Source organism: Streptomyces sp. NPDC051243 (genome assembly GCF_044455405.1).
Lineage (GTDB): Bacteria > Actinomycetota > Actinomycetes > Streptomycetales > Streptomycetaceae > Streptomyces.
In genome coordinates this window covers 297,815-322,208 of the sequence record NZ_JBITES010000008.1, presented here as the reverse complement: position 1 = coordinate 322,208, position 24,394 = coordinate 297,815, and the positions used below count along the sequence as shown (strand labels likewise).

The following is a 24,394-nucleotide window of genomic DNA, read 5'->3' as shown; positions in this document are numbered from 1 at the left end:
CTGATGTCCCTTACGTCTCCGATGGGCGGGGTTGTCCTTGTCACCGGCGTGATGGCGGCCGGGAAGTCGACGGTCGCGCAGGCGCTGGCGGAGAGGTTGCCGAGGGCGGCGCATGTCCGCGGTGATGCCTTCCGCCGGATGATCGTCTCGGGGCGCGTGGAGTACGACCCCGGGGCCGAGGGCGCCGACGGCGACGAGGGCGAGGCCCAACTGCGGCTGCGGTACCGCCTGTCGGTGGCAGCGGCGGACGGGTACGCGGAGGCCGGGTTCACGGCCGTCGTGCAGGACGTGGTGCTGGGCCCGGAGCTGGCGGCGTACGTACGGCTGGTGCGCACACGTCCGCTGTACGTGGTCGTGCTGGCGCCGAGCGCCGCGGCCGTGGCGGCACGGGAGGCCGGGCGGGCGAAGACGGGTTACGGGGCCTGGACGGTCGAGCGGTTGGACGCGGAGCTGCGGGCTCGGACGCCGCGGATCGGGCTGTGGGTGGACTCCTCGGAGCTGACCGTGGGGGAGACCGTGGAGGCGATTCTGGCGGGGCGGGAACGCGCGAGGGTGGGCTGAGCGTCTACCGATGTGAAGCGCTGTCTGCGGGCGTGCAAATCCAGGGGCGTTGTCAGTGGTGGCGCGTAGTGTTCTGAGCAGTGGGACGGCCGCCGAACCCGGCGGGCGGGCCGATCGGCCGTGTCCTGCCCGGGGGCTGTGAGCGAGCACATGCGGGGGAGTCCATGAGCACGACCATTACGACCTACGCCGGTGACACGGCGATCGTCCTGACCGAGACCGAGCTGGATCCCTACATCACGCACGCGTCGACGCGGCGATGGCTGACGGGACCCGGCCTGCCCTGCGAGAGCGGAGTGTTGAGCTTCGCCGAGCTGTGCCGCGAGGGCCTGCGGACGGTGGCGGACTCCACGGGCGGCCCGGTCGACCGGCTGGCCGCCGAGCTGCGGGACCAGCTGGTGATAGGCGGACTGCTGGGCCCCGGTGCCCTGCCGACGGAGTCGGTCCTGCTGGACGGGGCGACGGGCGAGATCTCGACGACGCACTTCCTGCACGACCGCCCCGACCTGATGGACCGCCGTCCGCTCGCCCCGTCACTGCGCACACTGGTCCGCTTCGCGGAGGCCACGGACGAACTGGCAGGGCTGCGCGGCCAGTTCGCCTCCTACGTCGGCCGCTACGGCCCGAAGGCGGTCGCGGAGGCGTCCCGGCACCTGCTGGCGGTCTTCGAGGAAGGCACGGACGGCGAGCCGGCGCCGTTCTGGAAGATGGCGGCCCTGATCCGCCCGCTCGCGCTCGTGGCGGGCCGGGCCGGAGAGTCGGGCCTCGCCCTGGACCTGCCGCGGCGCCTCCTGGACCAGGAGTTCGGCCCGCGCAAGGTGGTGCGCTTCGAGGAGGTCGACTTCCCCGCCACGCTCACCCACGAGCCGACCCGCCGCTTCCTGCGCGAGATCGGCCTGCCGGAGGGCGCCCACCTGTTCTCCCTCGACCTCGACACGGACGTCCCCCTGCCGACGCTGACCGAGCACTACGCCGACGTTCACCCTGCGGCCGAACTCCCCTACCGCGCCGACCACTTGATACGCCTCGGCCGCCTCGACGAGGACAACAGCCTGGTCGTCGACGGCGCGACGGGCGCGGTCCTGAACTGGAACGAGCCCGAGGCGAGGCTGTTCCCCCTCAACACCGACGTCTCGACCCTCGCCTTCACGCTCTGGCTGCTCCACCGCGAGCAGGCGATCGACGAGGAGTCGGGCCACGAGCTGACGACCGACACCTACGACCAATTGGCCATGACGATGCTCCAGGTCCTGTCGACGGTCGACCCGACCGGCGTGGCCGCGGCGGGCAGGGACGGCCGGCACTACTGGACGGAGGTGTTCCAGGACACGGCGAGTGGGGTGCTGGAGTCGGTGGGCGCCGGGCGGTGGGCCTGATCGACGGTGCGCGTATGGACCAGGTGATCGTCCGCCCAGCCGAACCGGGGGAGTTGGCGACTGTCGCGGGACTGCGGTGGCGGTGGATCCTCGAGCACGACGGCACCGCACCGACGGCCCTCGACCGCGAGGACTTCGTCCGCCATTTCGTCGCCTGGGCCGAGCGGAACGTCTCCTCGCACCGCTGCATGGTCCTCGTCAGCGGTGATCTGGGGATCATCGGCATGGCGTGGCTGGCCGTCGTCCACCGGGTACCGACGCCCTACGCCCTGCACCGGGCGTCCGGTGATCTCCAGTGCGTGTACGTGGTCCCGGAGGCTCGCGACGCGGGGCTGGGCGGTCGGCTGATCAGCGAGACGCTGGCCAGGGCGAAGGACCTCGGACTGGAGCGGGTCACCGTCCACTCCTCACCCCGGGCCGTCCCGGCGTATGCCCGTCAGGGCTTCGAAAACTCGCCGCGCCTGCTCCAGACGCATCTCGCGAGGGCGACGCCGCGTCCCTGAGACCGGCCGGGCACCTCCGGCCGAGGAGCCGCTGCACCGGCCTCAGGGACGCGTGTCGTCAGGAGGACTCGGCGGTCGCGCGGCGGCGACGGCGTACGGCGATGACCAGGGCGCTGCCGAGGGCCGCCGCGGTGGCGGCGGCGCCGGCCAGGAGCGGGGTGCCGTTGGAGCCGGTGCTGGCGAGGTTGCCGCCGACGGAGTTGCCGGAGCCGCCGGTCGTGGCGCCCGTCGAGGTGCCGGACGAGGTGGAGCCGGTGCTGCCCGTGCCGCCGGTGGACTGGCCGTCGGGGTCGTTGCCGTTCCCGCCGTTGGTGGAGCCGCCGTCCGTCGAGCCGCCGCCGTTGCCGGAGCCGCCGGAGGGGGAGGGGCCGGGTTCGTAGTCGGTGGGGATGGCGATACGGATCTGCGCCTTGTCGTTGGCGGGGTTCTTGTCGAAGGCCGGGCGGATGTCGTAGACGGAGGTCGCCTTCACCTCACCTGTGGTGGTCTTCGCGTCGTCCTTGATCTCCAGCATGAAGGTGAAGGAGAGGGACTCGCCGACGTCGATGGTGTGGTCGGCGGGCCAGCAGACGTACTTGGACTTGCGCGGCGTCCCACCGGGCCCGGACGGACCGTCGATCCCGAACGGCGCGCACTCCTCGGGTACTTCGGCGGCGACCGTGCCCGGCGGGATCTGCACCATGAGCGCCGTCTGGTCGTCGCTCTCCTGGTTCCGGATCCAGCCGGGTCCGTCGTTGCGGAGCGTCGCCGTGACGGACTGCTTGTCGCCCGCGAGCGCCTCGGTGTCATCACCGACGGCGACGAGGTCGGCGGAGCTGTCGGCGGTCAGGGTCAGTCGCCGGTGACTGTCGCCGAATCCCTCGCCCGGGGCCTCGCCGGTCGGGCCGGTGCCGTACTCGACGGCCTCCATCAGCGCGTTGGGCAGCGCCTTGAACCGCACGGGCGTCTCGATGGACGCGCCGGGTTCGATGACCGTGTCGAGTTCGCAGAGCGCCTGCCTGACCTGGTCCTCGACGGTCGAGTAGGTGCAGCCCTGCACCGCCTCCGGGAAGTCGAGCCCCCGGGTCAGCCGGATCCGGAAGGTGACGCCGTCCGCGGCCGTGGTGCCCTTGTTGGTGACGACGACGGACTCGTCGTACACCTCGCCGGGCTTGGGAGACGTACGCGGCAGATTCGAGATCACCAGGGAGGGCTCGCCCCCCTCGGCGTACGCCGAGGGCGCGACGGCCACGGGAACGGCCGCGACGGCCGCGGCGGCGGCCACGAGGGCCGCCGAGTGACGGATGTGCGAGGGGCGGATGCGCTGGCGCACGGATGGGTCTCCTCGTCGGGACAGAAGCACGGCGACCGGAGTTTGCCTTCCAGTCATGTTCTGGACAGCCGGAAGGTGCCCAGGGTTGTGCTGCTGTTTGGGGAGATCCTGTGACCGCACCGCACCGCACCGCACGAAGCGGCCTGGGGGCTCAGCCGAACGGATTCGCCCCGGGAGTCGGCCGCGTCCCTATTTCCGGCTCGCCCGAAGTCCTGCCCTCCTGTCCGACCGTGGGTCCCGCCGGACGCTGCTCCCCGGGAGCCGGCAGATCAGTCGAGTCGGGCTCGGGGAACTGGTGGGTCGGCGACTCGTCGATCGGAGTGCGCTGGCCGTCCGGAAGCAGATGGGGCCCGCCCTGGATGTCCTCTCCCGGGAACGGGGACGCGAAGCCCGGATCGCTCGCGACGGGTGGCTGGAATCCCCGGTCGAACGGGGTGATGCCGTTGTCGACCGGATGCGGTCCCAGCGGTCGCACGTCACCGCCGCCGTTGCCCGGGAACCTCGGGTCGAGGCCGGTGTTCGGGTACGGACCCGACCCCACCGCGCCGCCGCCCGCCATGGGAGCCGACATCACCCCGACCCCGACTCCGCTCGCCGACGCGGTCTGCACGTCCAGCTTCTCGAAGTCCTGGGTGACCAGGTCGTCGTTCCACTCGTGCCCGTCCGCGGACTTGCGCAGGTTGGTCGCGCCCGCCTTCGTACGGGCGTGGAGCCCCTGCAGAGCCTTGCCCCAACTGCTGGAGATTTCCTGGAGGGCCGGCCCGATCGACCATCCCGTCATCGTGGAGCCGGCCGTCGCCGCCTCCCTGACCGCCTTGTCCGACGGCTCCTTCATGTCGTCGGCTATGCCGTCGGCGGCGCCCGCCGAGCCGCGCAGCTCGTTGGGGCTTACCGTCAAATTCCCAGCCATGGAGGCGGTTTCCTTCCTGAGGGAGATATGGGATCGCTTCGGGGCTAGAACTTCTGCTGTTTCGCGCCGGGTGGGAGGAAGCAGGTGGTGCTGACTCTGAACTGCAGCTCGTCAGGTTCCTTGCCCTTGAGATCATTGAGGCTGTCCACATCGAGGTCGTACCACTCGCCTCCGTCCTCGGCCTCGAAGTTCCAGATGACGGGGCGCTCGTCGTCCGGCCGCTCGTTGCCACCGAGATCCTTGAATCCCTGCTTCTTGAGGGCCTTGCGGAGCTTTCTCACGGTCTGGATGTGCTGATCGCGCGGAAGGTCAGCCCTCACGCGGTACCTGAGGTAGAAACGGCCGTCGTCCGCGACTTCGTCATGCTCGCCGACACAGTCGTAGAAGCGGATGATTTCTTCCTTGGGCTTGAGCTTCACGCCGGCAGGAGCCGCCATTTGCTCGGTGAAATCGCGGGCGAGACCCAGCACGGCGTCCCGCGTCTGGCGGGGCAGCGGATCGTTGATGTCCCGGCCACCGTCGGATCCGCAGGCGGTGACCGAGAACAGCAGCAGGGCGGTGAGTGCGCCCAGGGCTGTGCGCTTAGTGATCGTCATCGTCTTCGGCGCTAGAACTTCTGCTGTTTCGCGCCGGGTGGAAGGAAGCAGGTGGTGTTGACGCTGAATTGCAGCTCGTCAGGTTCCTTGCCCTGCCGACCGTCCAGGCTGTGCACATCGAGGTCGTACCACTCGCCTCCGTCCTCGGCCTCGAAGTTCCAGATGATGGGGCGCTCGTCGCCCGGGCGCTCGTTGCCGCCGAGATCTTTGAATCCCTGCTTCTTGAGGGATTTGCGGAGCTTCCTCACTATCTGGATGTGCTGATCGCGCGGAAGGTCCGCTCGCGCGTGGTACTTGAGGTAGAAGCGGCCGTCGTCTGCCACTTCGTCATGCTCGCCGACACAGTCGTAGAAGTGGACGATTTCTTCGCTGGGCTTGAGCTCAACATTGGCATCGTTCGCCATTCGCTCGGTGAAATCGCGGGCGAGACCGAGCGTGGCGTCCCGTGCCTTGCGGGGCAGTGGGTCGTTGATGTCCCTGGCGCCGTCGGATGTGCAGGCCGTGGCCGAGAACAGCAGCACGGCGCTGAGTGCGCAAAGAGCCGTGCGCTTGGCGATCATCATCGTCTTCCTCATTGTGGTCTACCAGGGCAGCAGTGGTACGTCGTTGTCCTGCTTGGGCTCTGTTTCCGGCTGTCTGCCAGCGATGATCAGGCCTTGGTTCGTCAGGGCGTCGCCCTTCCAGTAATCGCTGTGCCCGCCGTTGTGGTCCACCTTGAAGTTGTTGCCGCCGAAGGGCTCCTCAGCTGGGTTGTCGCCGAGGTTGAAGTCGGAGAACGCGTCGGCGACGTTGTCGCTGTCGGATTTTCCGATCCAGACGTGGTCAGGATCGATGTTGAGGTCCTCGGCCTTGTTGACGTGCATACCGGGACTTCCGACAGCCACGATGTCGTCCGCGCCCAGACCCCCGTCCAGGGACGCCGCGTTACCGACCACGGTGGATCCGTAGCTGTGTCCTAGCACGGTCAGGTGAGAGGGCTCTCCCTCGTGCGAGGCCCGGACGCCCTGGACGAAGTCCCGCAGCCTCGGAGCGGCTTCCTCGGCCCGTCCCTCGTCGTACACGCCACCGCCGACCAGTTGGTTGCCGTTCTCGAACTCGGGGGCGTCGTAGCCCAGCCAGATGATGGTGGAGACGTCTCCGTTCGGATCGCCGTAGGCGTACGCGGAATTCTGCAGGTCCCCGATGCGGCCCAACTGGCCGGGCACGCTGTTCATCGTGGTGTCGGTGCCCGGCACCTGGATGGCGGTGTGCTCGGCCGTGTCCGGGTTGCCCATCGCGATAACAGCCCTGCCGTTGCCGCTGCCGTCGAAGTCGAGCAGATAGAGCTGCTTGCGCTCCTCGGTCTGGCCGTCATTCTTTTCCAGCTCCTCGCGGAGCAACGCCAGTTGGTTCTGCCGGTTGTTGAGCTCGTCGTTGCTCGCGCCGGGGTTCTCCGCGCGGGCGTCGCCATTGGCCAGCGCGTCGTACTGCTGGTCCAGAGCGATGCGGTTGGCCTCGTTCCGCACGTCGGAGGGGAGGCCGTTCGTCGACCCGATCTCCTTCGGGTACATGGTCATGTACTCGCGCTGTTCCGTCGGGCTCAGCGCCTTCCACCAGTCGGCGGCGTCCTGGGGCTTGTCCGGTATCTGCGGCCCCTGGTTTCCGAGGGCCTTCATGGCGGCCTTCGCGTCGTCGCCGGACTCGTCCACCGCCCCGTGGCGGAAGCGGTCCATGATGTCGCCGTTCAGCCCGGACAGGGCCCTGGTCCCCTGGTCGCTGGCCTCACGGGCGTCCTTGAGCGCCTGGTCTATCCACTGCCGGTACTCACCGAGCGGGCCGCTGCGCTCGCGCACGAGGTCCTGGTAGTCCGGGTCGTGCCGCGCCCCCTGATCGGTGGGGAGGCTGGCGTCGGTGACGTTGCCCTCGTCGTCGACCGCGTAGCCGTTCTCCTCGGCCCTGCGGACCGCGTTGCGCAGAGCGTTCTGCGCCTGCTCCATCCGGAAGCGGGTCTCGTCCATGACCTCCGCGATGGTCACGGCCTCGGTGCGGGCGATGCCGATACGGGACTCGACGTCCTCGAGATAGAAGAGCGCGGAATTCGCGTCCTCGCCCGTCCACTGGCCGTGCAGCGGACCCGTGACATTACGCCGGTGTCGCTGCTGCAGGGACTCCATCGTGCCGCCGAGTTTCTCCCATGCCTTGGCCGCGCCCTCGAAGTCCGAAAAGTCCTGCTTCATCAAGCGTGCGAAATCTGACGCCACGCCAACTCTCCCGATATGACCGATTTGAACTTATATAGCTGATCATCAGCTGAACGCGATCATGTTAGCGGGCATGTGAGCACAGGGGATGAGTCGAGATACTCAGAAGCGTGTCTTGGAAGGGGGGTTGGAGGGGGAGGTCGTGGCGGGACTCGAACCCGCGTAACTCGCCTTTTTGCGGGTTTGTCCCGGTTGATCGAGGCGTGATCCGGTCTCGTCCATCGGCGTTCAGCTCCGTGCGGATGCTTGCACCGCAGCCGCAGAACCGGCGTCAGGCCACGGGGAACTTGGCGACGTACTCGTCGAAGGGCTCGATGCCTGCTTCCGCGCGGAGTTCGTCCATGCGCTCGGGCTCTTCGCAGGGCCACGGAACGGGTGCCCCGTCCTTCACGCCGGCGATCTGAGTGCCATAGACCTGTTTATGGCCTTCGTTGACCAGCGTGCGGTCGCGCAGGAAGGCCAGTTCTCGGGGGCTGGCCGAGCCTGCCGACACCGCTTGCTGCATCAATTGGAGGGCCCGACGCTGAACGTCGAGCTGTCGGTCGGCGTGCTGGGCGATCAGCCATGCCGCGCGTGCGGCCTCCTCGCCGACGAGTTCCGCCGTCGGCCAGCCGTACTCGTCCATGATCTCACCGAGCCGGTCACCGTGCCGGGCGGTCAGTCGCCGCCAGGCCAATTGCTCGGCGGGGTCATCGCTGTTCGCGCGGACCGCGGACTGGTGATCGGTCGCGGCCATGTCCGTGAGTTCCATCGCCAGCGCGGCAGCGTCGTGCGTCACTTTCAACTCCCGGGTCACATCTGTGTTTTGTATCCGCCCGCAAGCCTAGAGGTGCAAATCGGGTGTAAAGATCATTCCGGAGAACGGTGACAGACGCTTCCCTGCGTGGGGATAATGGATCTACCCCCGAAGCCAGAGCCGGATCGCTGGGACGGTCACGGTGCACTGGGAGACATAGGCACGCTTGTCGAACCTCGCGGCCACAACCCGGAAGATCTTGAGGGCATCAATCGTCCGCTCGACTTCGTTTCTGCGCTTATGGGCCGTCTTGCCGAAGCCGGTGGGCCGCCGCCCCGCTGCCGCAGTTCATTGGTCGGGAAGAGGGTCTCCGTGGACTGGGCTGAGCCCGCCTCCATGCGCGTGCCGCATGACGACGTCACACCACAACGATCAAGAACCTGGGACGGGCGAACGGCAGGTCGATGCGCTGGAGGCCGTGGCGGGATTCGAACCCACGTAACTCGCTTTGCAGGTTTGTCACGCTCGTTGGAGCGTGATCCCGCCGGGTTCGCATGCGTTCACCGCCGTACGGAGGCTGTGCTCGTCGAGGCAGTGTGAACCGGTCCGGACCGCGACGGACGACAATGAACGAGACGGAAACTGAGACGGAGCATAGGCCGCCTACCAACCACCAGCCTCGGGCTTGCTACGCGCTGCACCTTCTACGTGCGTTGGAGTGCTCGGGGCACCAGCGGTAGTAGCTGTCGTCGAAGTTGCGGTTGTGCGTTGCCCGGCCGTGCTGGGGCCGCCACCCTCGCCAGTAACGGGTGTTGCAGCGGTTGCACAGCGGCGCGCGTACGAAGCCATGCGTGTGGCAGTGGTCCCACACGGCTGCCTTCACGGTCATGCAGCTCGCGCACATGAACTGTGCGGCGGCGGGCCAGTCCCGTCGGCCGGCGCGATCCACGCGGTAGCGTTCACCCGCGAGCTTGCCTTCATACACCACAGCATCGGCGTCACTACCTCTCGCTCCGTAGACGACCGCGGTGCGAGTGAACTCGCCCCGGTCGGCCACCACCGCGTCTCCGACGCGTTCGAACCAACCGGCAGCATCCTGTCCATGGTGCGCCCCGAGGCACGAGCACTGGCATTCAACGCCCGTCGCTTCCAGACATGCCCTGGTGCACTGCGACAGCCTCGACATGTCACGCCAGAGCACGATGAACCCGTACCGGTCGATGGCCGCCGTCACCAGCCGCACAAGACTGCTCCGTGGCAGCTTCCATCGGTCGTCATCGAACTCCGGGGAACGGATGCCCACCGTCTCATGCAGCCAGTGGCGGTTGCCTTTGCGGGGCGGGATCTTGGCGATGACCTGCCCGTCCAGGGGGAGCCACACCATCGCCACTGGCCCGACCCCGGGTGCCCTGACTACACGTCCATCGACTATGCGAACCGGTAACTCGTCCGTCATGCTCCCACGGTGGCAGGCAGACTGGCAGTCAGGAACCCCGCCTCCCGGACCGTCCGCGCTGGTCAGCGCTTGATCTGGAAACCTTCGCTCTTGTACGCACGTCGCAAGGGGTTGTGCCCAACACGCTTTCCAACTGTCCGCGTGGCCGTTCGGAGGCGTCCGTGGGGGTTCACGGGGCAGGTCAGACGTGGTGTGCGTACGGCGGTGAACGGTGGCGTCCGTCGGTGCACTGGACAAAGACCAGGACAACGAGACCTGAGCCGTGATTGTGCAGCACCGGTGGTGGGGGATCGGAGCCGAGGACCAGTGGCGCGGCAAGTTCCTCTGGCTGTTGTCCCTGTGTCCTCACCAGAGCGAAACGTGGCTCCCAGAGGTCCCGAGGACGCCGGATGTCGACAGGGCGGCTTGCTCGTTAGCACAGGCGATTTGGAGACTGCCTAGTGATCTCCGGTGGGGACGGCCGCGAGGAGGTTGGGGACACCGCAGGCGCCGGCAAGGAGACCAGCGTAGGCGGTGAGGATGTTGCGGGTGTCGCGCAGCGCGGTCCGCAGTTCGCTGGCGCGGGACCAGGCAAGTTCGTGGTCGCGACGCGAGCGGTCTGCGGGGCGGTGGGTCTCCCAGTCCTCCAACGCGGGGTGCCAGCTTGCGAGCAATGGGCGGATGCCGTAGTTGAGCATCGCGACGGCCAGGTAACCGAAGTTGTACTGGCCGTTCTTCTTGGGCTCGGCGACTTCCGGACCGTACTTGCGCAGCACCTCCCGGGTCGTGGTGAACAGGGAGTACAGGCTGCTGAGGGCTTCCCGCAGTAGCCCCTCCTCCTCACGAAGTGGCACCACCGACACCCGGGTCACCAGCTCGACGTACAGCTCCCAAGCAGCCCGCCGCTCGGCGTCGTTCGGTTCCCATGTGCCGGAGATCTCCAGCACGCGCAAGTTCAGCTTGACCTCTACGCTCCTCGGCGCCCGCACCATCTCTTGCCCCCTTGCCTGGACTGCTGCGATATCGACGATTCACACCTGCTGCCACCGTATACGGGGGGTCATGAGGGCCGCGTCATGTCGGGTGACCTTGAAGGTGGAGGCAGGGATGGCAGCTGCAGCGGACTCGGTCTCCGTCAGCCATGGCAGACCGTGTCTGGGCGGAGTGGGTTTAAGGCGCCTGCGGGCAGGTCAGCCACCGTTATGGAGCTGGACGTGTGGGACTGACAAAACCGGCGAGATTTGCTCGGAAGTGCAAGATCATGGCTAGAGGGGAGGTCAGCCACCGAACAGCACATCGTCCCGCAACTGGTTTCGCGATGCTTAGCTAACGCTTCTAGATCATTACAGGATAGCTCTGGCCTCGTGAGCCACCCGGATTACTATCTCGCCTAAAACTCCATTTCCTTCCCCCCGATGTGACTATCATCTCGATCTAGGGAACCGGTACAGAGGGTCGAGGGGGCGGAAGTGACCACCCGTATGCGCTTGTTTCTAGTTGTTCCGCTGTATTTAGCGGCGCTCTGGTTGACGTTTCTTGCTGGCCTTGCTGGCAGTGATGCGGCGGGGATCCTAGGCTTCCTTCTGGCAGGCGCGGGACTTGTGCAAGTTGTACAGGTGACCTTTCTTCGCGGAAAGTTGACCCGTCCGTCAGTCTGCATTTTCAACCTCGTTTCGTTAACTATCCTCGGCCTTGCCTGCGGTATTTCCGCGCGCGGCGAGGAGGGAACCGGGTCCGCAGCAGGGTTACTCATTGGAGGTCTAAGTTGCCCACTTTCGCTATGGTTTGGCGATCTCTCCCAACTGCGACGCAAACCGAGGTTCTTCATCAACTACCGCCAAAGCGACTCACTGAGTGAGTGTCAAGAAATCTACGACGCTCTGTCGAAACGATATGGTCGCACCCGAGTTTTTAAGGATTCGGAGACGCTGCCCCCCGGTAGAAATTTTCTGCACGCCCTGGGGGCAAAGAACCTTCCCACACTGATCAGGCGCTGTGACTGCATGCTGGCCCTGATCGGAGAGAGCTGGCTCGAAACCCGCGACGCGAGAGGCGAGCTGCGGCTCGGCCAGCCGAACGATCCCGTCCGGACAGAAATCGAAACAGCGATCGCCGCCAAAATCGCTGTAATTCCTGTCCTGGTCGGTGGGGCTGGCCTCCCGGCCGCCGATCAGCTTCCCAACTCCCTTAAGGTGTTTCCCTTCTTGCAGGCGACACATTTACGGCCGGGCCCCGACTTCGGCAAAGACCTGAATACGCTTCTAGAGCGGTTCGAGGACTCTTTCCGGCTCGAACGGTCGAAGCTGATCGAGACGCCCCCTGCGCGGCTACGACACAGGGTCGGCGTAGCCGCGTTCACAGCGGCTGTCCTATTGCCGTTCGTCTGGGTTGGGCTTGTGGCATTCGCCGCTGACGCGCGGGTCGTCAACGACGTCGCGCTTTCGCCCGACGGGCGGTACGCGGTATCGGCCCACGGCCAAGGCTGGGGCACCGCCACCACGATTCGACTCTGGGACACACGGAGCGGCTCGCAACTGGCTTCCCGCACCGAGTCCAGCGGCCCGATCGTATGGATCCTGCGCTGGTCGCCCGACGGACGTCGGATCGCCACCGGACAATCCGACGGGAACGTACGCCTATGGAACCCTGCGACGCTGACGCCGTTACGTACCCTCTCCGGAGGCCAAGGCATGATCGATAGTCTTGAGTGGTCGCGCTCCGGAGAGCGTATCGCTGCTGGTGCCTACATGGGGACCCTGCACGTGTGGGACACTCGTACCGGAGCACTTGTGGGTGACAGGATTTTCAACTCATCTGTGAGCGCCCTGTCTTGGTCGCCAGACGGCAACCGTCTGGCCGTCGGCAGACTGATGCACAACGCCATAGTGGTCAGTGCCGGGTCCGAGCGGTTGCACACCTTGCGTATCTTCCAAGAACAGCACTCCGCCGACTTGCTTGCTTGGTCCCCACACGGTGAAATGCTGGCCATCACCAGCCTGAACGAAGAAGACCCACCGCTTCTAATTCATCGTCTTGAGGAGGGCGGCGTCGTACGGCTCTCCCCAGGCTGGCAGGGTCTCGTTGACGATCTCCAATGGTCCCCGGATGGTCGCCGCTTAGCCACTGCCTCTTGGTGGGGTAAGCGCGCCCTGGTATGGCGTATAGACGGCACCCCTGAGCGCAGCTTCTCCTACGGTTCTCTCTCCCCCTTCGAACCTCGGGTAGCGTGGTCTCCCGACGGCCGATGGCTTGCATCTACCGGAGGCGCCTTGCGTCTTTGGTCCCTCGGCGACGGCACGAAACGCGAGCTGACCGTCCACGACGAGGACATCACCCCAGCCGGGTGGGCCCCTGACCGTCGCCGCCTTGTGACTTGGTCATCCGATGGCGTACAGATATGGGATGTAGGCACGCGGAGGCCCCTCGCGCACTGCCGGATGTCGCTGTGGGACGCGGTGATGGCCTCGGTGCAGTAACCACCGCTGTCTACCTGGCCATTCCGCGAAACGCAGCCAGATGTCTCCGGCAGCCCGGGTGCGTGGGCTGCGGCCTGCGGGCAGTCGCGGCACCGATGTTGTGAGGTGTTGTGACCACGACGCCGGCGTGACTCGCTCGCCGCCTACCTCTACCGCGTCGACCAGGCCAGGCCCATGTGACCGATGATTTCGGCAAACCGAGCGCACTGGACGAAGACCAGGACAAGGAACGTTGCTCGCTGACTGCGCAGATGAGGAACAGGCTAGGGCCGGACGCTGACCCCTACAATCCGAAGCGACGCCTAGCCCGATCCATCGCTTCGGATTGTTCCCTCAGCGCTTCATCGTCAATTGTCATGATTAGTTCCATCGTAATCTCCAGGTGTTTACCATCGGCGATTCGTTCTGGAACGGTATCCACCTCTGCTACGAATTGATCGATGAAATCGCGAACCTCTTTCAGGGGCTGGTCCGCCAATCGCGCTGTTGCCTCCATTACTTCGCTGAGCTCTTCTGGGACACCTGCGCCTCGCAGTGCCGAAGCGACATCCATCATCTGCTCATAGATTCCTACGAAGCGGGTGGCAATGTGCTCGATCAGCTCTGCGTTTCCGGATTCACCTCGGGCCCCGAAAGCGCGCTGCTGAGCTTGGGGGCTCAGCATCTTGAGAAGGTTTTGGGGGCAAGCCGCAAGGTCGCTTAGCGAGTTCTGGAGGAACGTAAATGCTTGGGCGGTGTCGTAATGTTGGCCCGTGCGGCTGGCGTACCCCAATTCATGGTCTCGCCACTTTGCTTCCAATGCGTTGCGACGCTGCCAAAGTACGCCGCCGTAGAGAAGGTACTCCCACGCCGGGGGACGTTGAGCGAGGAGCTCCCGTTGCTGATCAGGGGTACGAGGAGCGCGGAGAGTTGTCGGTTCTGGCTTGGTTGCTCCAGGGGCACCCGAAAGCTTTTGGCTAATCAGGGCGACTAGCTGGTCCTGGGTAGTATTTCGAGCATCGATGTACCCAATAGTAGGACGCAATCCGGGAAGTTCGCTATCATCGAGTCTCACGGGAAGGAAGTATGGATCTGTCTCGGTCAGTGCCCGCGCCTGTGCGCTCATTCGCTCATGCTGCGCCCAGGGCTTACTGACATAGTGGCAAGATACGAAGACGATGGCGAATCGTGCGCGCTTCCTGTATACCTCATCTAGGACGGTATATAGATCGCGCCCCCACAGGTCGGCAGTGGCGTATTCGTCATAGAAGATTCGAACGCTCCTTTCCTGGAGTAGGCGAGCAACGTGCTGAACATACTCACGATCCTCTGTGGCGTAAGAGAGGGCAACATCGAAGTCGAATGTGTCGACAGGGGGAGTGGTCATTGGGCGCGCCAGTGCTTTCGTTCGCAGGAAGGCTTAGGTGCTTATCATCTCAGGCTCGAATGTGACCGTGCAGGCTTTTGTGGAAGTTTCCCCCGACTCCCCTCGTGGCCCGTCTCCTGAAGATCATCGAACGGGCAGGAGTGCTGGCTCTGCGCCGAACATGCAGGAAGTCTTGGGTCGGCCACGTATTGCGCACAGTAACCGGAATCTCGCGGAGCGCGTTCGCGTACTGCTTGCCGGATTGGAGGGCGGGTGTTGCCACTGCTTGGCTTAGGGCGACTCAAGCAAGCGGCGACCGTCGTGTGCGCGAATGTGTGGCGTGGTTGTGGCGGCTAGGGGATCTAGTACGCGCACTGCGTAGACCTCGCCCATCCACTTTTCGACCTCATCGGGAGTCAACCACTCGACGGCCGTCGATTCGCTCGACGTGCGTTCGACGCCGTCCACTGGCCGGCACCGAAAGACGAGGGCCACAATGCCTCGGGCCATGTTCTTGTAGACGCCGGTCAGGCGCTCCACCGAGACGCGGATACCCGTCTCTTCCAGCACCTCCCGCACGGCACCGTCCTCCGGGCGTTCGTCCAGCTCAAGAACCCCGCCGGGGGGCTCCCAACCCTCGCGGAGGCGTGGTCGACGCTGGAGACGGCACGTCAGGGTGAGGGCACGGGCAGGGCGCTGACGAGTGTGACGGCCCCCGTCACGCCCGGCGTCACGGCCCGCTGAACTGCGGGTGTGGGGTCCCAGTGAGCCGACCGGACTGCCCGCCCTGGAAGAACCGCCCGGCGAGGATGACGCGGCACCGGACGTGTGGGAGGACCCCATTCCCTTCACCGGCCGCCGTGAGCGTCCGCCGTTCCCCGCCCACGTCCTCCCGCCTGGTTGGGGGAGTTCGTGGCGGCGGTCTCGGAGGAGACGCAGACCCCGGTGGACCTTGCCGGTTCGATCGCCCTTGCCGTGCTCGCCACGGCGGCCGGCGGCCGGTCGGTGGTCCACGTGCGCGGCAACTGGCGTGAGCCCACCAACCTCTACACGGTGGTGGCGCTCCCGCCCGCGAACCGCAAGTCGGCTGTCTTCGCGCTGCTGACCAACCCTCTATGAGGCTGAGAAGCAACTCAAGACGGCTATGAAGCCCGTGATCGTGGAAGCGGAGTTGACGGCGAGGTTGGCCAAGGAAGCGGCGGACAAGGCCGCAGCCAAGGCTGCGTCGGCCGACGGCGACAAACGAGGGGAGATGGTGGCGACCGCCGTGGGCCTCGCGCAGACGGCCGACACGCTCGCCGTCCCCGCCGAACCGGTGCTGTTGGCGGACGACTCGACACCCGAGGCGGTCACCTCGCTCATGGCCGAACAGGGCGGGCGGCTCTCGGTGATGAGCGCTGAGGGCGGCATCTTCGACATCATCGCTGGCCGCTACTCCGGCGCCCCCAACATGGAAGTGTTCCTCAAGGGGCACGCCGGGGACCGGCTGAGGGTCAACCGGCAGACCCGCCGCGAGTACATCGACGCCCCCGCCTTGACTATCGGTCTGGCCGTGCAGCCGGACGTGCTGCGTGACATCGGGAAGGTGAAGGGGTTCGAGGGGCGCGGACTGCTGGCCCGCTTCCTGTACTCCCTGCCGGTGTCCACGGTCGGAGACCGCGAGATCATCACCGACCCGGTCCCCGAACAGACGGCCGCCACCTACACCACCCGGGTCATCGACCTCGCCCTGTCCCTGGCGGAATGGACCGACCCGGCCGTCATCCAACTCACCCCGGAAGCGGACGCGGCGCTGATCACCTATCAGAAGCACATCGAACCGCAGCTCAAGGCACCTGGGGGCAAGCTGGGACACATCTCCAACTGGGCCGGAAAGCTGACCGGGGCGACCGCCCGCATGGCCGCGCTGCTGCATCTCGCCGAACACGGCGGCAGTGGCTACGCCCACCCCGTCACCGAGGCCACCATGCGCGCGGCCATCGAGCTGGGGGAGTACTACACCGCCCATGCCCTCGCCGTGTTCGACGTCATGGGCGCCGATCCCGTCCTGTCCCGCGCCCGCAGTGTGCTGGAAGCGCTGCGGGACAACGGATGGCAGGACGTCAGCCGACGGGACGTCTTCACCGTCCTGTCCCGCAGCGAGGTCCCCACAGTCGCCGACCTCGAACCCGCGCTCGCCCTGCTGGAAGACCACGGATACCTGCGGTCCTACCAACCCGAGCGCACCGGCAAGCGCGGACGCCCACCGGCACCCCGCCTCCAGGTCCACCCTGCCCTGCGCCAGGGCGGCCGGTGACGCGTTCCGCGCTTACAAGCCCTCCCGCACAAACCGCGAAATCCGCAAAAACCCCGGACCCCCCGCTGACCTGCGGCGGGACCCTCGCCCAATCCTGGCCGGGGGCCCGTCGCACAATCCCGCGATATTCCGCAAAAAACCGAGCACCACCCCGCGAGCGGACCGGCCGCCGGCCGCCCTCTGATTTTTGCGCAATATCGCGGTTTTCTGCGGAGCACCACCCACCACCGCCCCCGAACCACATCACCGCAGGTCAACGACCTCCCCCGGCTTTTCTGCGGATTTTGCGGTTTGTGCGGCGGCACCTGCCCATGAACTCAGCCCTACAGGAGTGAGCCGTGGACGAACCCGCAACCCTCTCCCTCGCCCCCGCCGAAGACCCGAGCCTGGTTCTCCTCACCGTTGAAGAGGCTGTGCGTCGCCTCCACATCGGCCGGACTACATGCTTCGCCCTCATCCGCACCGGCGAACTGGAGTCCGTCATGGTCGGCGGTCTCCGCCGCGTCCCTGCCGACGCCCCGGCCGCATACGTGACTCGACTCCGCGCCGCCCGCCAAGCAGCTTGACGACGCCTGGGGCGGCGGCACTCCCGGACAGGACAGCCCGCCGCCCCGGTCTCCATCCCGACACCAAGAAACAGGAGCCTGCCTGCGGCAGAGGAAAAGAAGAAGCGCACCCGCCAGACCAACGGTCGCAGCTCGATCTATTTCGGCAAGGACGGCAAATGGCACGGCCGCGTCACCGTCGGCACTCGCGACGACGGCACGCCGGACCGGCGCCATGTCGAGCGCAAGACTCGTGCTGAAGTAACTGCCGCTGTACGCGAGTTGGAGAAGCAGCGCGACGCCAAGACGGTGAAGAAGCCCGGCAAGGCGTGGACGGTCAAGGCGTGGCTGACGCACTGGATTGAGAACGTCGCGCCTCTCGCCGTCAACGACAACACGATGGTCGGGTACGGCGTCGCCGTGCGGAAGCACCTGATCCCGGGTTTGGGGGCTCACCGCCTAGACAGGCTCAAGCCCGAGCACATCGAGGCGTTCTACGCCAAGGTGCAGGTAAACGGCAGTAAGCCCGCGACCGCTCACCAGGTGCACCGAACTCTCCGCACCGCCCTCAATGAGGCCGTGCGGCACGGTCATCTCGGCAGGAACCCCGTTCAGTTGGCCAAGGCGCCGAAGACGGGCGAGCACGAGGTGGAGCCCTACAGCGTCGAAGAGGTACAGCGGTTGCTCAAGGCCGCTGACCGGCACCGCAACTCCGCTCGCTGGGCCGTCGCCCTCGCCCTCGGGCTGCGCCAAGGGGAAGTGCTCGGTCTAAGGTGGGAGGACGTGGACCTTGACGGTGGCTTCCTGGTGGTCCGGCGTAGCCGCCACCGGCCGCAGTACGCCCACGGGTGCGTGGACCCCTGCGGGCGCAAAGCCGCCGGATACTGCCCGCAGAGGCGTCGCACGAACCCAGAGTTGGCCACCACCAAGTCGCGGGCAGGCCGCCGCGCCGTCGGTCTCCCCGAACAACTCGTTGACCTGCTGCGTGCCCACCTCAAGGCGCAGGAGGAAGAGCGGGCAGCGGCCGGGAAGCGTTGGGAGGAGAACAGTCTGGTCTTCCCGGACGAGCACGGCCGTAGCCCGTCCCACCGCCGGGACTGGTCCGAGTGGAAGGCTCTTCTGGCAGAGGCGAAGGTGAGGGGTGGGCGACTGCACGACGCGCGCCACACGGCCGCGACGGTCCTGCTCATCCTACGTGTCCCTGAGCGGGCCGTCATGGGCCTCATGGGGTGGTCGACCACGGCCATGGCCGCCCGCTATCAGCACATGGTGGATGCGGTGCGGACGGACATCGCGAAGCAGGTAGACGGGCTGATTTGGCGGTCGTCCGCAGACGGAACTAGCCCGGACGACGACGATGACGGCCTTACTGGGGCGCTGGTGTCGGATCGGTGAGCGCAGGGGCAGGCTTTCGAGCCTGCCCTCGCTAGTTCACGGCCTTACCGCCCAAGAGACCGACCATGGCACCGAAGCCGAGGTTGGCGAGCGTGGAACAGGTGTCCATCGCAGACTTCGCAGCCTCTGTGGGCTTCTCTACGAAGATTCCTATGTACAGGCTGGCCGCGAGGGTAAGCACGGTTATCACCGTCACGCTGATGAAGACCAACTTGAAATGGGCGCTCACTGTGGTGACTGTTGCGGCATCGGTAGGCGTAGCCGCTGGTGGCGTCTGGGTCGTGTCGACGCTTGTGCCCGGGTTGACCATGCCTTCACTCATCCGAGTCGGCCCCCACAACATGCTGGGCGCTCTCACCGGACGACGTCTGAGTGTCATCTAGTGACGCAGCTCTCCCCGTAGCCTCGCGCCACGCCTTGAAGAGTGCGTCCGCCTCTTCAGGGCTCAGATTCGCTGGTCCCCTGATCTCGATGACTTTCGTTCCATCGGGCCCTTTCACGAGCAGAGAGGTCTCTCTCGGTCTCTGGAAAATCGTTCGCAGGATGCTGCGCAACTTCTGGCTGATCAACAGGGCAGCGGCGGAGGCCCCGAACGCTGTTATGAGTGAGAACCACCCCGGATCCATCCCCCACCCTCCCCAATGACCTCGTATTGCTGTGTACCAACAGCGCCACGATGTCGATTGTGCTACCTCGCGCCCCTCGTGGGGGGTGTTTCGCGTGCTTCATGGTGGAGGAGGAGCGGAAGCATCCCAAACTGAGACGGGAACTGAGACGGACGACCGAAAGGGCGGCACCCCCGGACGGGTGCCACCCTTTCGTTTTGCCTGGTCAAGCTGGTAGAGGCCGTGGCGGGATTCGAACCCACGTAACTCGCTTTGCAGGCGAGCCCCTGAACCACTCGGGCACACGGCCGTCGACAAGTCCGGTCGGGTCGGGCTTGGTCGGTGCATTGAACGTACGGGCGGGCATGCGGGCCGCTCAAGGGAATCGGCGGCCCTGCAATGGGACTGCCACACCGCGTTCATGAAACGCGCGGTCGTACGACCAAGGTCCCAGCGCGGGGCCGTCTCTCGACAGGGGTCAAGGTCGGTTGTGGCCCTTACGCTGGCGGGCATGAGTGTCCTTGAGCCGCGTGACGCCGATGTGGCGAAGAGAACCGATGTCTCCTCGGGTGAGGGGCCCGAGGAGAGTGTGCTGAGCAGGTCCTATCGGGCCCTCAGTGTCGGGATCGTCTCCGTCGTGCTGCTCATCGCCTTCGAGGCGACCGCCGTCGGGACGGCCATGCCGGTCGCCGCGCGGGAGCTGGACGGGGTGTCGCTCTACGCTTTCGCGTTCTCGGGCTACTTCACCACCAGCCTGTTCGGGATGGTGCTCTCGGGGCAGTGGTCGGACCGGCGGGGGCCGCTGGGGGCGCTGACGTGCGGGATCGCCGCCTTCGGCGCCGGGTTGCTGCTGGCCGGGACCGCCGGGGTCATGTGGCTGTTCATCCTCGGGCGGGCCGTGCAGGGGTTCGGGGGCGGGCTGGTCATCGTCGCGTTGTACGTCGTCGTCGGGCGGGCCTACCCCGAGCGGCTCCGGCCGGCGATCATGGCGGCGTTCGCGGCGAGCTGGGTCGTGCCGTCGATCGTGGGGCCGCTGGCCTCCGGGGCGGTGACCGAGCATCTGGGGTGGCGCTGGGTGTTCGTCGGGATTCCGGTACTCGTCGTCTTTCCGCTCGCGCTCGCGCTGCCGCAGATACGGCGCCGGGCGGGCGGACCGGTCGATGACCCGGCCGGCAGCCGTGACTCGGCAGGCGGCGGAGACTCGGTCGGCAGCGGCGACCCGGCCGGCGGCGGAGACTCGGTCGGCAGGGGGTCCTTCGACCGGCGCCGCATCCGGCTCGCCCTCGGTATCTCCCTCGGCGCCGGGTTGCTCCAGTACGCCGCCCAGGACCTGCGGTGGCTCTCCCTCGTCCCCGGCGTCGCCGGCGCCGCGCTCCTCGTGCCGGCCGTGCTCGGGCTGCTCCCGCGCGGCACGTACCGGGCGGCGCGGGGGCTGCCCTCCGTGGTGCTGTTGCGCGGGGTCGCCGCCGGGTCCTTCATCGCCGCCGAGTCCTTCGTGCCGCTGATGCTGGTCACCCAGCGGGGGCTGTCGCCGACGCTCGCCGGGTTCTCGCTCGCGGCGGGCGGGGTGACCTGGGCGCTGGGATCGTGGGTGCAGTCGCGGCCGCGGGTGGAGCCGTACCGGGAACGTCTGATGACGGTGGGGATGGTGCTGGTGGCGGCCTCCATCGCCGCCGCGCCGAGCGTGCTGATCGACTCCGTGCCCGCCTGGATCGTGGCGGTGGTGTGGGCGTTCGGTTGCTTCGGGATGGGGCTGGTGATCTCCTCCAGCAGCGTGCTCCTGCTCCAGCTCTCCGCCCCCGAGGAGGCCGGCACCAACTCCGCCGCGCTGCAGATCTCCGATGCCCTGTCCAACGTGATCCTGCTGGCGGTGGGTGGTGCTGCGTTCGCGGCCCTGGGTGGTGGCGCGGTGAGTCATGCGGCCACGGAGGCGTCCGGCACGGGGTCGCATCCGGCGGCGTTCGCGGCGGTGTTCCTGCCGATGGCGGGGGTGGCGTTGGTGGGGGCCTGGGTGACCACGCGGTTGCGGGAGCGGTGAGTGCAGGAAGGGCGAGTACGGCAGCGGTGAGTACCGGAGCGGTGAGCCGGGTGCCCGCGGAGCGGGTGGCCGCAGAGCGGGCGAGCGTCGTAAACCAGTCGTAGGCGAGTGATCCCGAGCCTTGCCCTCGCGCCATGCACGAGCTCACCCTCCGCCTCACCCCCGCCGTCCGGCGGTCCCTCGACGACCTCGCCGACGCGCAGGGCCGCACCGTTGAGGACCTGGCCGAGGAAGCCGTACGCAGCCATCTGGACGAGGAGGCCGGCCGCGTACGCTCCGTCGCCGAACGCCTCGCCGCCGCGCACGCCGACCTGCTGAGGAGGCTCGGCGAATGACCCGTCACCTCACCGTCGCCGAGGTCACCGCCCTCGCCGAGGTCGCCTTCGGCGGCCGTGCGCCCGAGGCGCGGGAGCCGGGGCTGCTCGCGTCGGCGGTGCACCGGCCCCGTGCCCGCATGTCCGGTACGGCGGCTTACCAGGACCTGCACGAGCAGGCCGCGGCTCTTCTCCACGCCATCGCCACCAACCATCCCCTCGTGGACGGCAACAAGCGCACCGCGTGGCTCGCCACCGCGTCCTTCCTCGCGCTCAACGGCGTCGATCTGGCGGACGTCGACCAGGACACGGCGTACGCGCTGGTCATCGACGTGGCCTCTGGTGCGGAGGGGGATGTCGGCGCGATTGCGGGGCGGTTGCGGCGGCTGTGACGTGGATCCCACCCGGGCGTGACCCGGCCTCGTAGGCCCCTTGTCACCACCGCCCCGCCGGTAGGGTGGCCCGGTTGTCATACCCAGCCGAGCCGCCCACCGCCGTTCGCCGAGCCGCCCGACCCCTCTCCGGAGACCGTGACTACCACCGCCGCCAGCTCCAGTTCTGCCTCCCACTCCCACCACCTGTCGCCCGCCTTCCCCGGCCGCGCCCCCTGGGGCACCGCCAGCAAGCTGCGTGCCTGGCAGCAGGGGGCGATGGAGAAGTACATCCAGGAGCAGCCGCGTGACTTCCTCGCGGTCGCCACGCCCGGCGCCGGGAAGACGACGTTCGCGCTCACCCTGGCCTCCTGGCTGCTGCACCACCATGTCGTGCAGCAGGTCACCGTGGTCGCGCCGACCGAGCATCTGAAGAAGCAGTGGGCCGAGGCGGCCGGAAGGATAGGCATCCGGCTCGATCCCGAGTACAGCGCCGGTCCGCTCAGCAAGGAGTACCAGGGCGTCGCCGTGACGTACGCGGGTGTCGGCGTACGGCCGATGCTGCACCGCAACCGGGTCGAGCAGCGCAAGACCCTCGTCATCCTCGACGAGATCCATCACGCCGGTGACTCCAAGTCCTGGGGCGAGGCCTGTCTGGAGGCATTCGAGCCCGCCACGCGCCGGCTCGCGCTCACCGGTACGCCCTTCCGGTCCGACACCAACCCCATCCCCTTCGTGACGTACGAGGAGGACAACGCCGGGATTCGGCGGTCCGCCGCCGACTACACCTACGGGTACGGGTCCGCGCTCTCCGACGGGGTCGTGCGGCCGGTCATCTTCCTCTCCTACAGCGGCAACATGCGCTGGCGGACCAAGGCGGGGGACGAGATCGCCGCCCGGCTCGGTGAGCCGATGACCAAGGACGCGGTCAGCCAGGCCTGGCGTACCGCCCTCGACCCGCGCGGCGACTGGATGCCGAGCGTGCTGCGCGCCGCCGACCAGCGGCTGACCGAGGTCAGGAAAGCCATTCCGGATGCCGGGGCCCTCGTCATCGCCTCCGACCAGGACTCCGCGCGCGCCTACGCCAAGCTCATCCGTGAGATCACCGGCAGCAAGGCCACCCTCGTGCTCTCCGACGACGCGGGCGCGTCCGGCCGTATCGACGAGTTCAGCAACAACAACGACCGGTGGATGGTCGCCGTCCGGATGGTGTCCGAGGGGGTGGACGTCCCGCGGCTGGCCGTCGGCGTCTACGCCACCACCATCTCCACCCCCCTCTTCTTCGCCCAGGCCGTCGGCCGTTTCGTACGGTCCCGGCGGCGCGGCGAGACCGCGTCCGTCTTCCTGCCGACCATCCCCGACCTGCTCACCTTCGCCAACGAGATGGAGGTCGAGCGCGACCACGCCCTCGACAAGCCGAAGAAGGAGGGCGAGGAGGACCCGTACGCCGAGTCCGAGAAGGAGATGGAGGAGGCGAACAAGGAGCAGGACGAGGACACCGGCGAGCAGGACATGCTGCCGTTCGAGGCGCTGGAGTCCGACGCCGTCTTCGACCGGGTCCTCTACGACGGCGCAGAGTTCGGCATGCAGGCCCACCCGGGCAGCGAGGAGGAGCAGGACTACCTCGGGATTCCCGGTCTTCTCGAGCCCGAGCAGGTCCAGTTGCTGCTGCAGAAGCGGCAGGCGCGGCAGATCGCGCACAGCCGCAAGAAGCCGGACTCCGAGGCCGACCTGCTGGAGCTGCCTGCCGAGCGGCGGCCCGTCGTCTCGCACAAGGAGATGATGGAGCTCCGTAAGCAGCTCAACACGATGGTCAGCGCGTACGTCCATCAGAGCGGCAAGCCGCACGGTGTGATCCACACCGAGCTGCGGCGCGTGTGCGGCGGGCCGCCGAGCGCGGAGGCCACGGCGGGGCAGCTGCGGCAGCGGATCGCGAAGGTGCAGGAGTGGGCCACCCGGATGCGGTGACGGACGCTGGCGCTGTGCCTTAGCCGGCTTTTTGGGAGGCCTGTCGTGTTTTGGCTGCGGGCGGCGGGGGCTTGTCGCGCCCGCGCGGCGGAGCGGCATATCGACACAGCCCCGCGCCCCTGAAGGGGCCCTTCACGCCCCGTGCGTATCAGGGCAAACGGGCGTCGTAGAGACCCGCCCTTGCCCGGATTCTGGACGGAGCCTTCCGCTCAGCGAACCGGCATCGCTAAAGTCCCGCTACGCACACGCCCCGTGGCAGCGCCGCCGCGGAGCGCAGCCGTGAAGCGACGCGGTCCGGTACAGGCCGGGCCGCCGGCCGATCGGCGGCCTCTGAAGCGCGTCACCGACGGGACTCGGTGACGCACCCGCCGC

The 24,394-nt window shown here is 67.2% G+C and carries 21 protein-coding genes, 1 tRNA gene and 3 pseudogenes; 12 read left to right on the top strand and 13 right to left on the bottom strand.

Going from position 1 to position 24,394, the window contains the following annotated elements:
• The first annotated feature begins 21 nt into the window (after positions 1-21).
• From ACIBAG_RS22325 to ACIBAG_RS22315, 3 genes are all read left to right on the top strand, one after another.
• Positions 22-561: an AAA family ATPase gene (locus ACIBAG_RS22325; protein ID WP_399107370.1), complete on the top strand. Its 540-nt coding sequence runs from the start codon at positions 22-24 to the stop codon at positions 559-561.
• Positions 562-725: 164 nt separating this feature from the next.
• Positions 726-1,937 carry an SUKH-4 family immunity protein gene (locus ACIBAG_RS22320; RefSeq protein WP_399107249.1) on the top strand — a complete coding sequence of 404 codons (1,212 nt, stop codon included), beginning with the start codon at positions 726-728 and terminating at the stop codon, positions 1,935-1,937.
• 14 nt (positions 1,938-1,951) lie between these two features.
• Complete coding sequence (locus ACIBAG_RS22315; RefSeq protein WP_399107248.1) at positions 1,952-2,440, top strand: GNAT family N-acetyltransferase; 489 nt, start codon at positions 1,952-1,954, stop codon at positions 2,438-2,440.
• Positions 2,441-2,498: 58 nt separating this feature from the next.
• Here ACIBAG_RS22315 and ACIBAG_RS22310 read toward each other — a convergent pair whose 3' ends face one another.
• From ACIBAG_RS22310 to ACIBAG_RS22270, 9 genes and pseudogenes are all read right to left on the bottom strand, one after another.
• Complete coding sequence (locus ACIBAG_RS22310; RefSeq protein ID WP_399107247.1) at positions 2,499-3,752, bottom strand: LPXTG cell wall anchor domain-containing protein; 1,254 nt, start codon at positions 3,750-3,752, stop codon at positions 2,499-2,501.
• A 151-nt stretch (positions 3,753-3,903) separates the two neighbouring features.
• Positions 3,904-4,662 (bottom strand): hypothetical protein, encoded by a 759-nt coding sequence (locus ACIBAG_RS22305; RefSeq protein ID WP_399107246.1) that lies wholly within the window; start codon positions 4,660-4,662, stop codon positions 3,904-3,906.
• Between the two features lie 44 nt (positions 4,663-4,706).
• Complete coding sequence (locus ACIBAG_RS22300; RefSeq protein WP_399107245.1) at positions 4,707-5,258, bottom strand: hypothetical protein; 552 nt, start codon at positions 5,256-5,258, stop codon at positions 4,707-4,709.
• Positions 5,259-5,269: 11 nt separating this feature from the next.
• Complete coding sequence (locus tag ACIBAG_RS22295; RefSeq protein WP_399107244.1) at positions 5,270-5,821, bottom strand: hypothetical protein; 552 nt, start codon at positions 5,819-5,821, stop codon at positions 5,270-5,272.
• An 18-nt stretch (positions 5,822-5,839) separates the two neighbouring features.
• Positions 5,840-7,474: an alpha/beta hydrolase gene (locus ACIBAG_RS22290; protein ID WP_399107243.1), complete on the bottom strand. Its 1,635-nt coding sequence runs from the start codon at positions 7,472-7,474 to the stop codon at positions 5,840-5,842.
• Positions 7,475-7,769: 295 nt separating this feature from the next.
• Positions 7,770-8,276: a DUF6624 domain-containing protein gene (locus tag ACIBAG_RS22285; RefSeq protein ID WP_399107369.1), complete on the bottom strand. Its 507-nt coding sequence runs from the start codon at positions 8,274-8,276 to the stop codon at positions 7,770-7,772.
• A 120-nt stretch (positions 8,277-8,396) separates the two neighbouring features.
• Positions 8,397-8,570, bottom strand: a pseudogene (locus tag ACIBAG_RS22280) (IS5/IS1182 family transposase); the annotation flags it as partial.
• A 352-nt stretch (positions 8,571-8,922) separates the two neighbouring features.
• Positions 8,923-9,690, bottom strand: coding sequence for an endonuclease domain-containing protein (locus ACIBAG_RS22275; RefSeq protein ID WP_399107242.1), 768 nt, complete (start codon positions 9,688-9,690; stop codon positions 8,923-8,925).
• A gap of 437 nt (positions 9,691-10,127) precedes the next feature.
• Positions 10,128-10,616 (bottom strand): hypothetical protein, encoded by a 489-nt coding sequence (locus tag ACIBAG_RS22270; RefSeq protein ID WP_399107241.1) that lies wholly within the window; start codon positions 10,614-10,616, stop codon positions 10,128-10,130.
• Between the two features lie 522 nt (positions 10,617-11,138).
• On the opposite strand from ACIBAG_RS22270, the gene ACIBAG_RS22265 reads away from it, so the two are divergent.
• On the top strand, positions 11,139-13,145 hold the full coding sequence (locus ACIBAG_RS22265; RefSeq protein WP_399107240.1) for a toll/interleukin-1 receptor domain-containing protein: 2,007 nt from the start codon (positions 11,139-11,141) through the stop codon (positions 13,143-13,145).
• Positions 13,146-13,428: 283 nt separating this feature from the next.
• On the opposite strand, the gene ACIBAG_RS22260 is transcribed toward ACIBAG_RS22265, so the two are convergent.
• Positions 13,429-14,511 (bottom strand): toll/interleukin-1 receptor domain-containing protein, encoded by a 1,083-nt coding sequence (locus ACIBAG_RS22260; protein ID WP_399107239.1) that lies wholly within the window; start codon positions 14,509-14,511, stop codon positions 13,429-13,431.
• Positions 14,512-14,781: 270 nt separating this feature from the next.
• On the bottom strand, positions 14,782-15,165 hold the full coding sequence (locus ACIBAG_RS22255) for an NUDIX hydrolase (protein ID WP_399107368.1): 384 nt from the start codon (positions 15,163-15,165) through the stop codon (positions 14,782-14,784).
• On the opposite strand from ACIBAG_RS22255, the pseudogene ACIBAG_RS22250 reads away from it, so the two are divergent.
• From ACIBAG_RS22250 to ACIBAG_RS22235, 4 genes and pseudogenes are all read left to right on the top strand, one after another.
• Positions 15,124-15,334 (top strand): annotated as a pseudogene (locus ACIBAG_RS22250) (protein spdB); the annotation flags it as partial. The gene ACIBAG_RS22255 and the pseudogene ACIBAG_RS22250 overlap by 42 nt on opposite strands.
• Positions 15,317-16,786: pseudogene (locus ACIBAG_RS22245) on the top strand (YfjI family protein). The pseudogenes ACIBAG_RS22250 and ACIBAG_RS22245, both read left to right, overlap by 18 nt.
• Before the next feature lie 338 nt (positions 16,787-17,124).
• The gene (locus tag ACIBAG_RS22240; RefSeq protein ID WP_399107238.1) at positions 17,125-17,352 is read left to right on the top strand and encodes an excisionase family DNA-binding protein; all 228 of its coding nucleotides are present in this window, start codon (positions 17,125-17,127) and stop codon (positions 17,350-17,352) included.
• A 78-nt stretch (positions 17,353-17,430) separates the two neighbouring features.
• Positions 17,431-18,726 carry a tyrosine-type recombinase/integrase gene (locus tag ACIBAG_RS22235; protein WP_399107367.1) on the top strand — a complete coding sequence of 432 codons (1,296 nt, stop codon included), beginning with the start codon at positions 17,431-17,433 and terminating at the stop codon, positions 18,724-18,726.
• Positions 18,727-18,757: 31 nt separating this feature from the next.
• Here the strand turns inward: ACIBAG_RS22235 and ACIBAG_RS22230 are convergent, their stop codons facing one another.
• On the bottom strand, positions 18,758-19,036 hold the full coding sequence (locus ACIBAG_RS22230; RefSeq protein ID WP_399107237.1) for a hypothetical protein: 279 nt from the start codon (positions 19,034-19,036) through the stop codon (positions 18,758-18,760).
• 533 nt (positions 19,037-19,569) lie between these two features.
• Positions 19,570-19,641 (bottom strand) — tRNA-Cys (locus ACIBAG_RS22225).
• A 201-nt stretch (positions 19,642-19,842) separates the two neighbouring features.
• Between ACIBAG_RS22225 and ACIBAG_RS22220 the strand changes: the two genes are divergently transcribed.
• From ACIBAG_RS22220 to ACIBAG_RS22205, 4 genes are all read left to right on the top strand, one after another.
• Positions 19,843-21,369, top strand: coding sequence for an MFS transporter (locus ACIBAG_RS22220; RefSeq protein WP_399107236.1), 1,527 nt, complete (start codon positions 19,843-19,845; stop codon positions 21,367-21,369).
• Positions 21,370-21,503: 134 nt separating this feature from the next.
• On the top strand, positions 21,504-21,704 hold the full coding sequence (locus ACIBAG_RS22215) for a hypothetical protein (RefSeq protein WP_399107235.1): 201 nt from the start codon (positions 21,504-21,506) through the stop codon (positions 21,702-21,704).
• Entirely contained in the window at positions 21,701-22,075 is a 375-nt protein-coding gene (locus ACIBAG_RS22210; protein ID WP_399107234.1) for a type II toxin-antitoxin system death-on-curing family toxin, read from the top strand. Before ACIBAG_RS22215 ends, ACIBAG_RS22210 begins: the two co-directional genes overlap by 4 nt.
• 138 nt (positions 22,076-22,213) lie before the next feature.
• Positions 22,214-24,022: a DEAD/DEAH box helicase gene (locus tag ACIBAG_RS22205; protein ID WP_399107233.1), complete on the top strand. Its 1,809-nt coding sequence runs from the start codon at positions 22,214-22,216 to the stop codon at positions 24,020-24,022.
• The last annotated feature ends 372 nt before the right edge of the window (positions 24,023-24,394 follow it).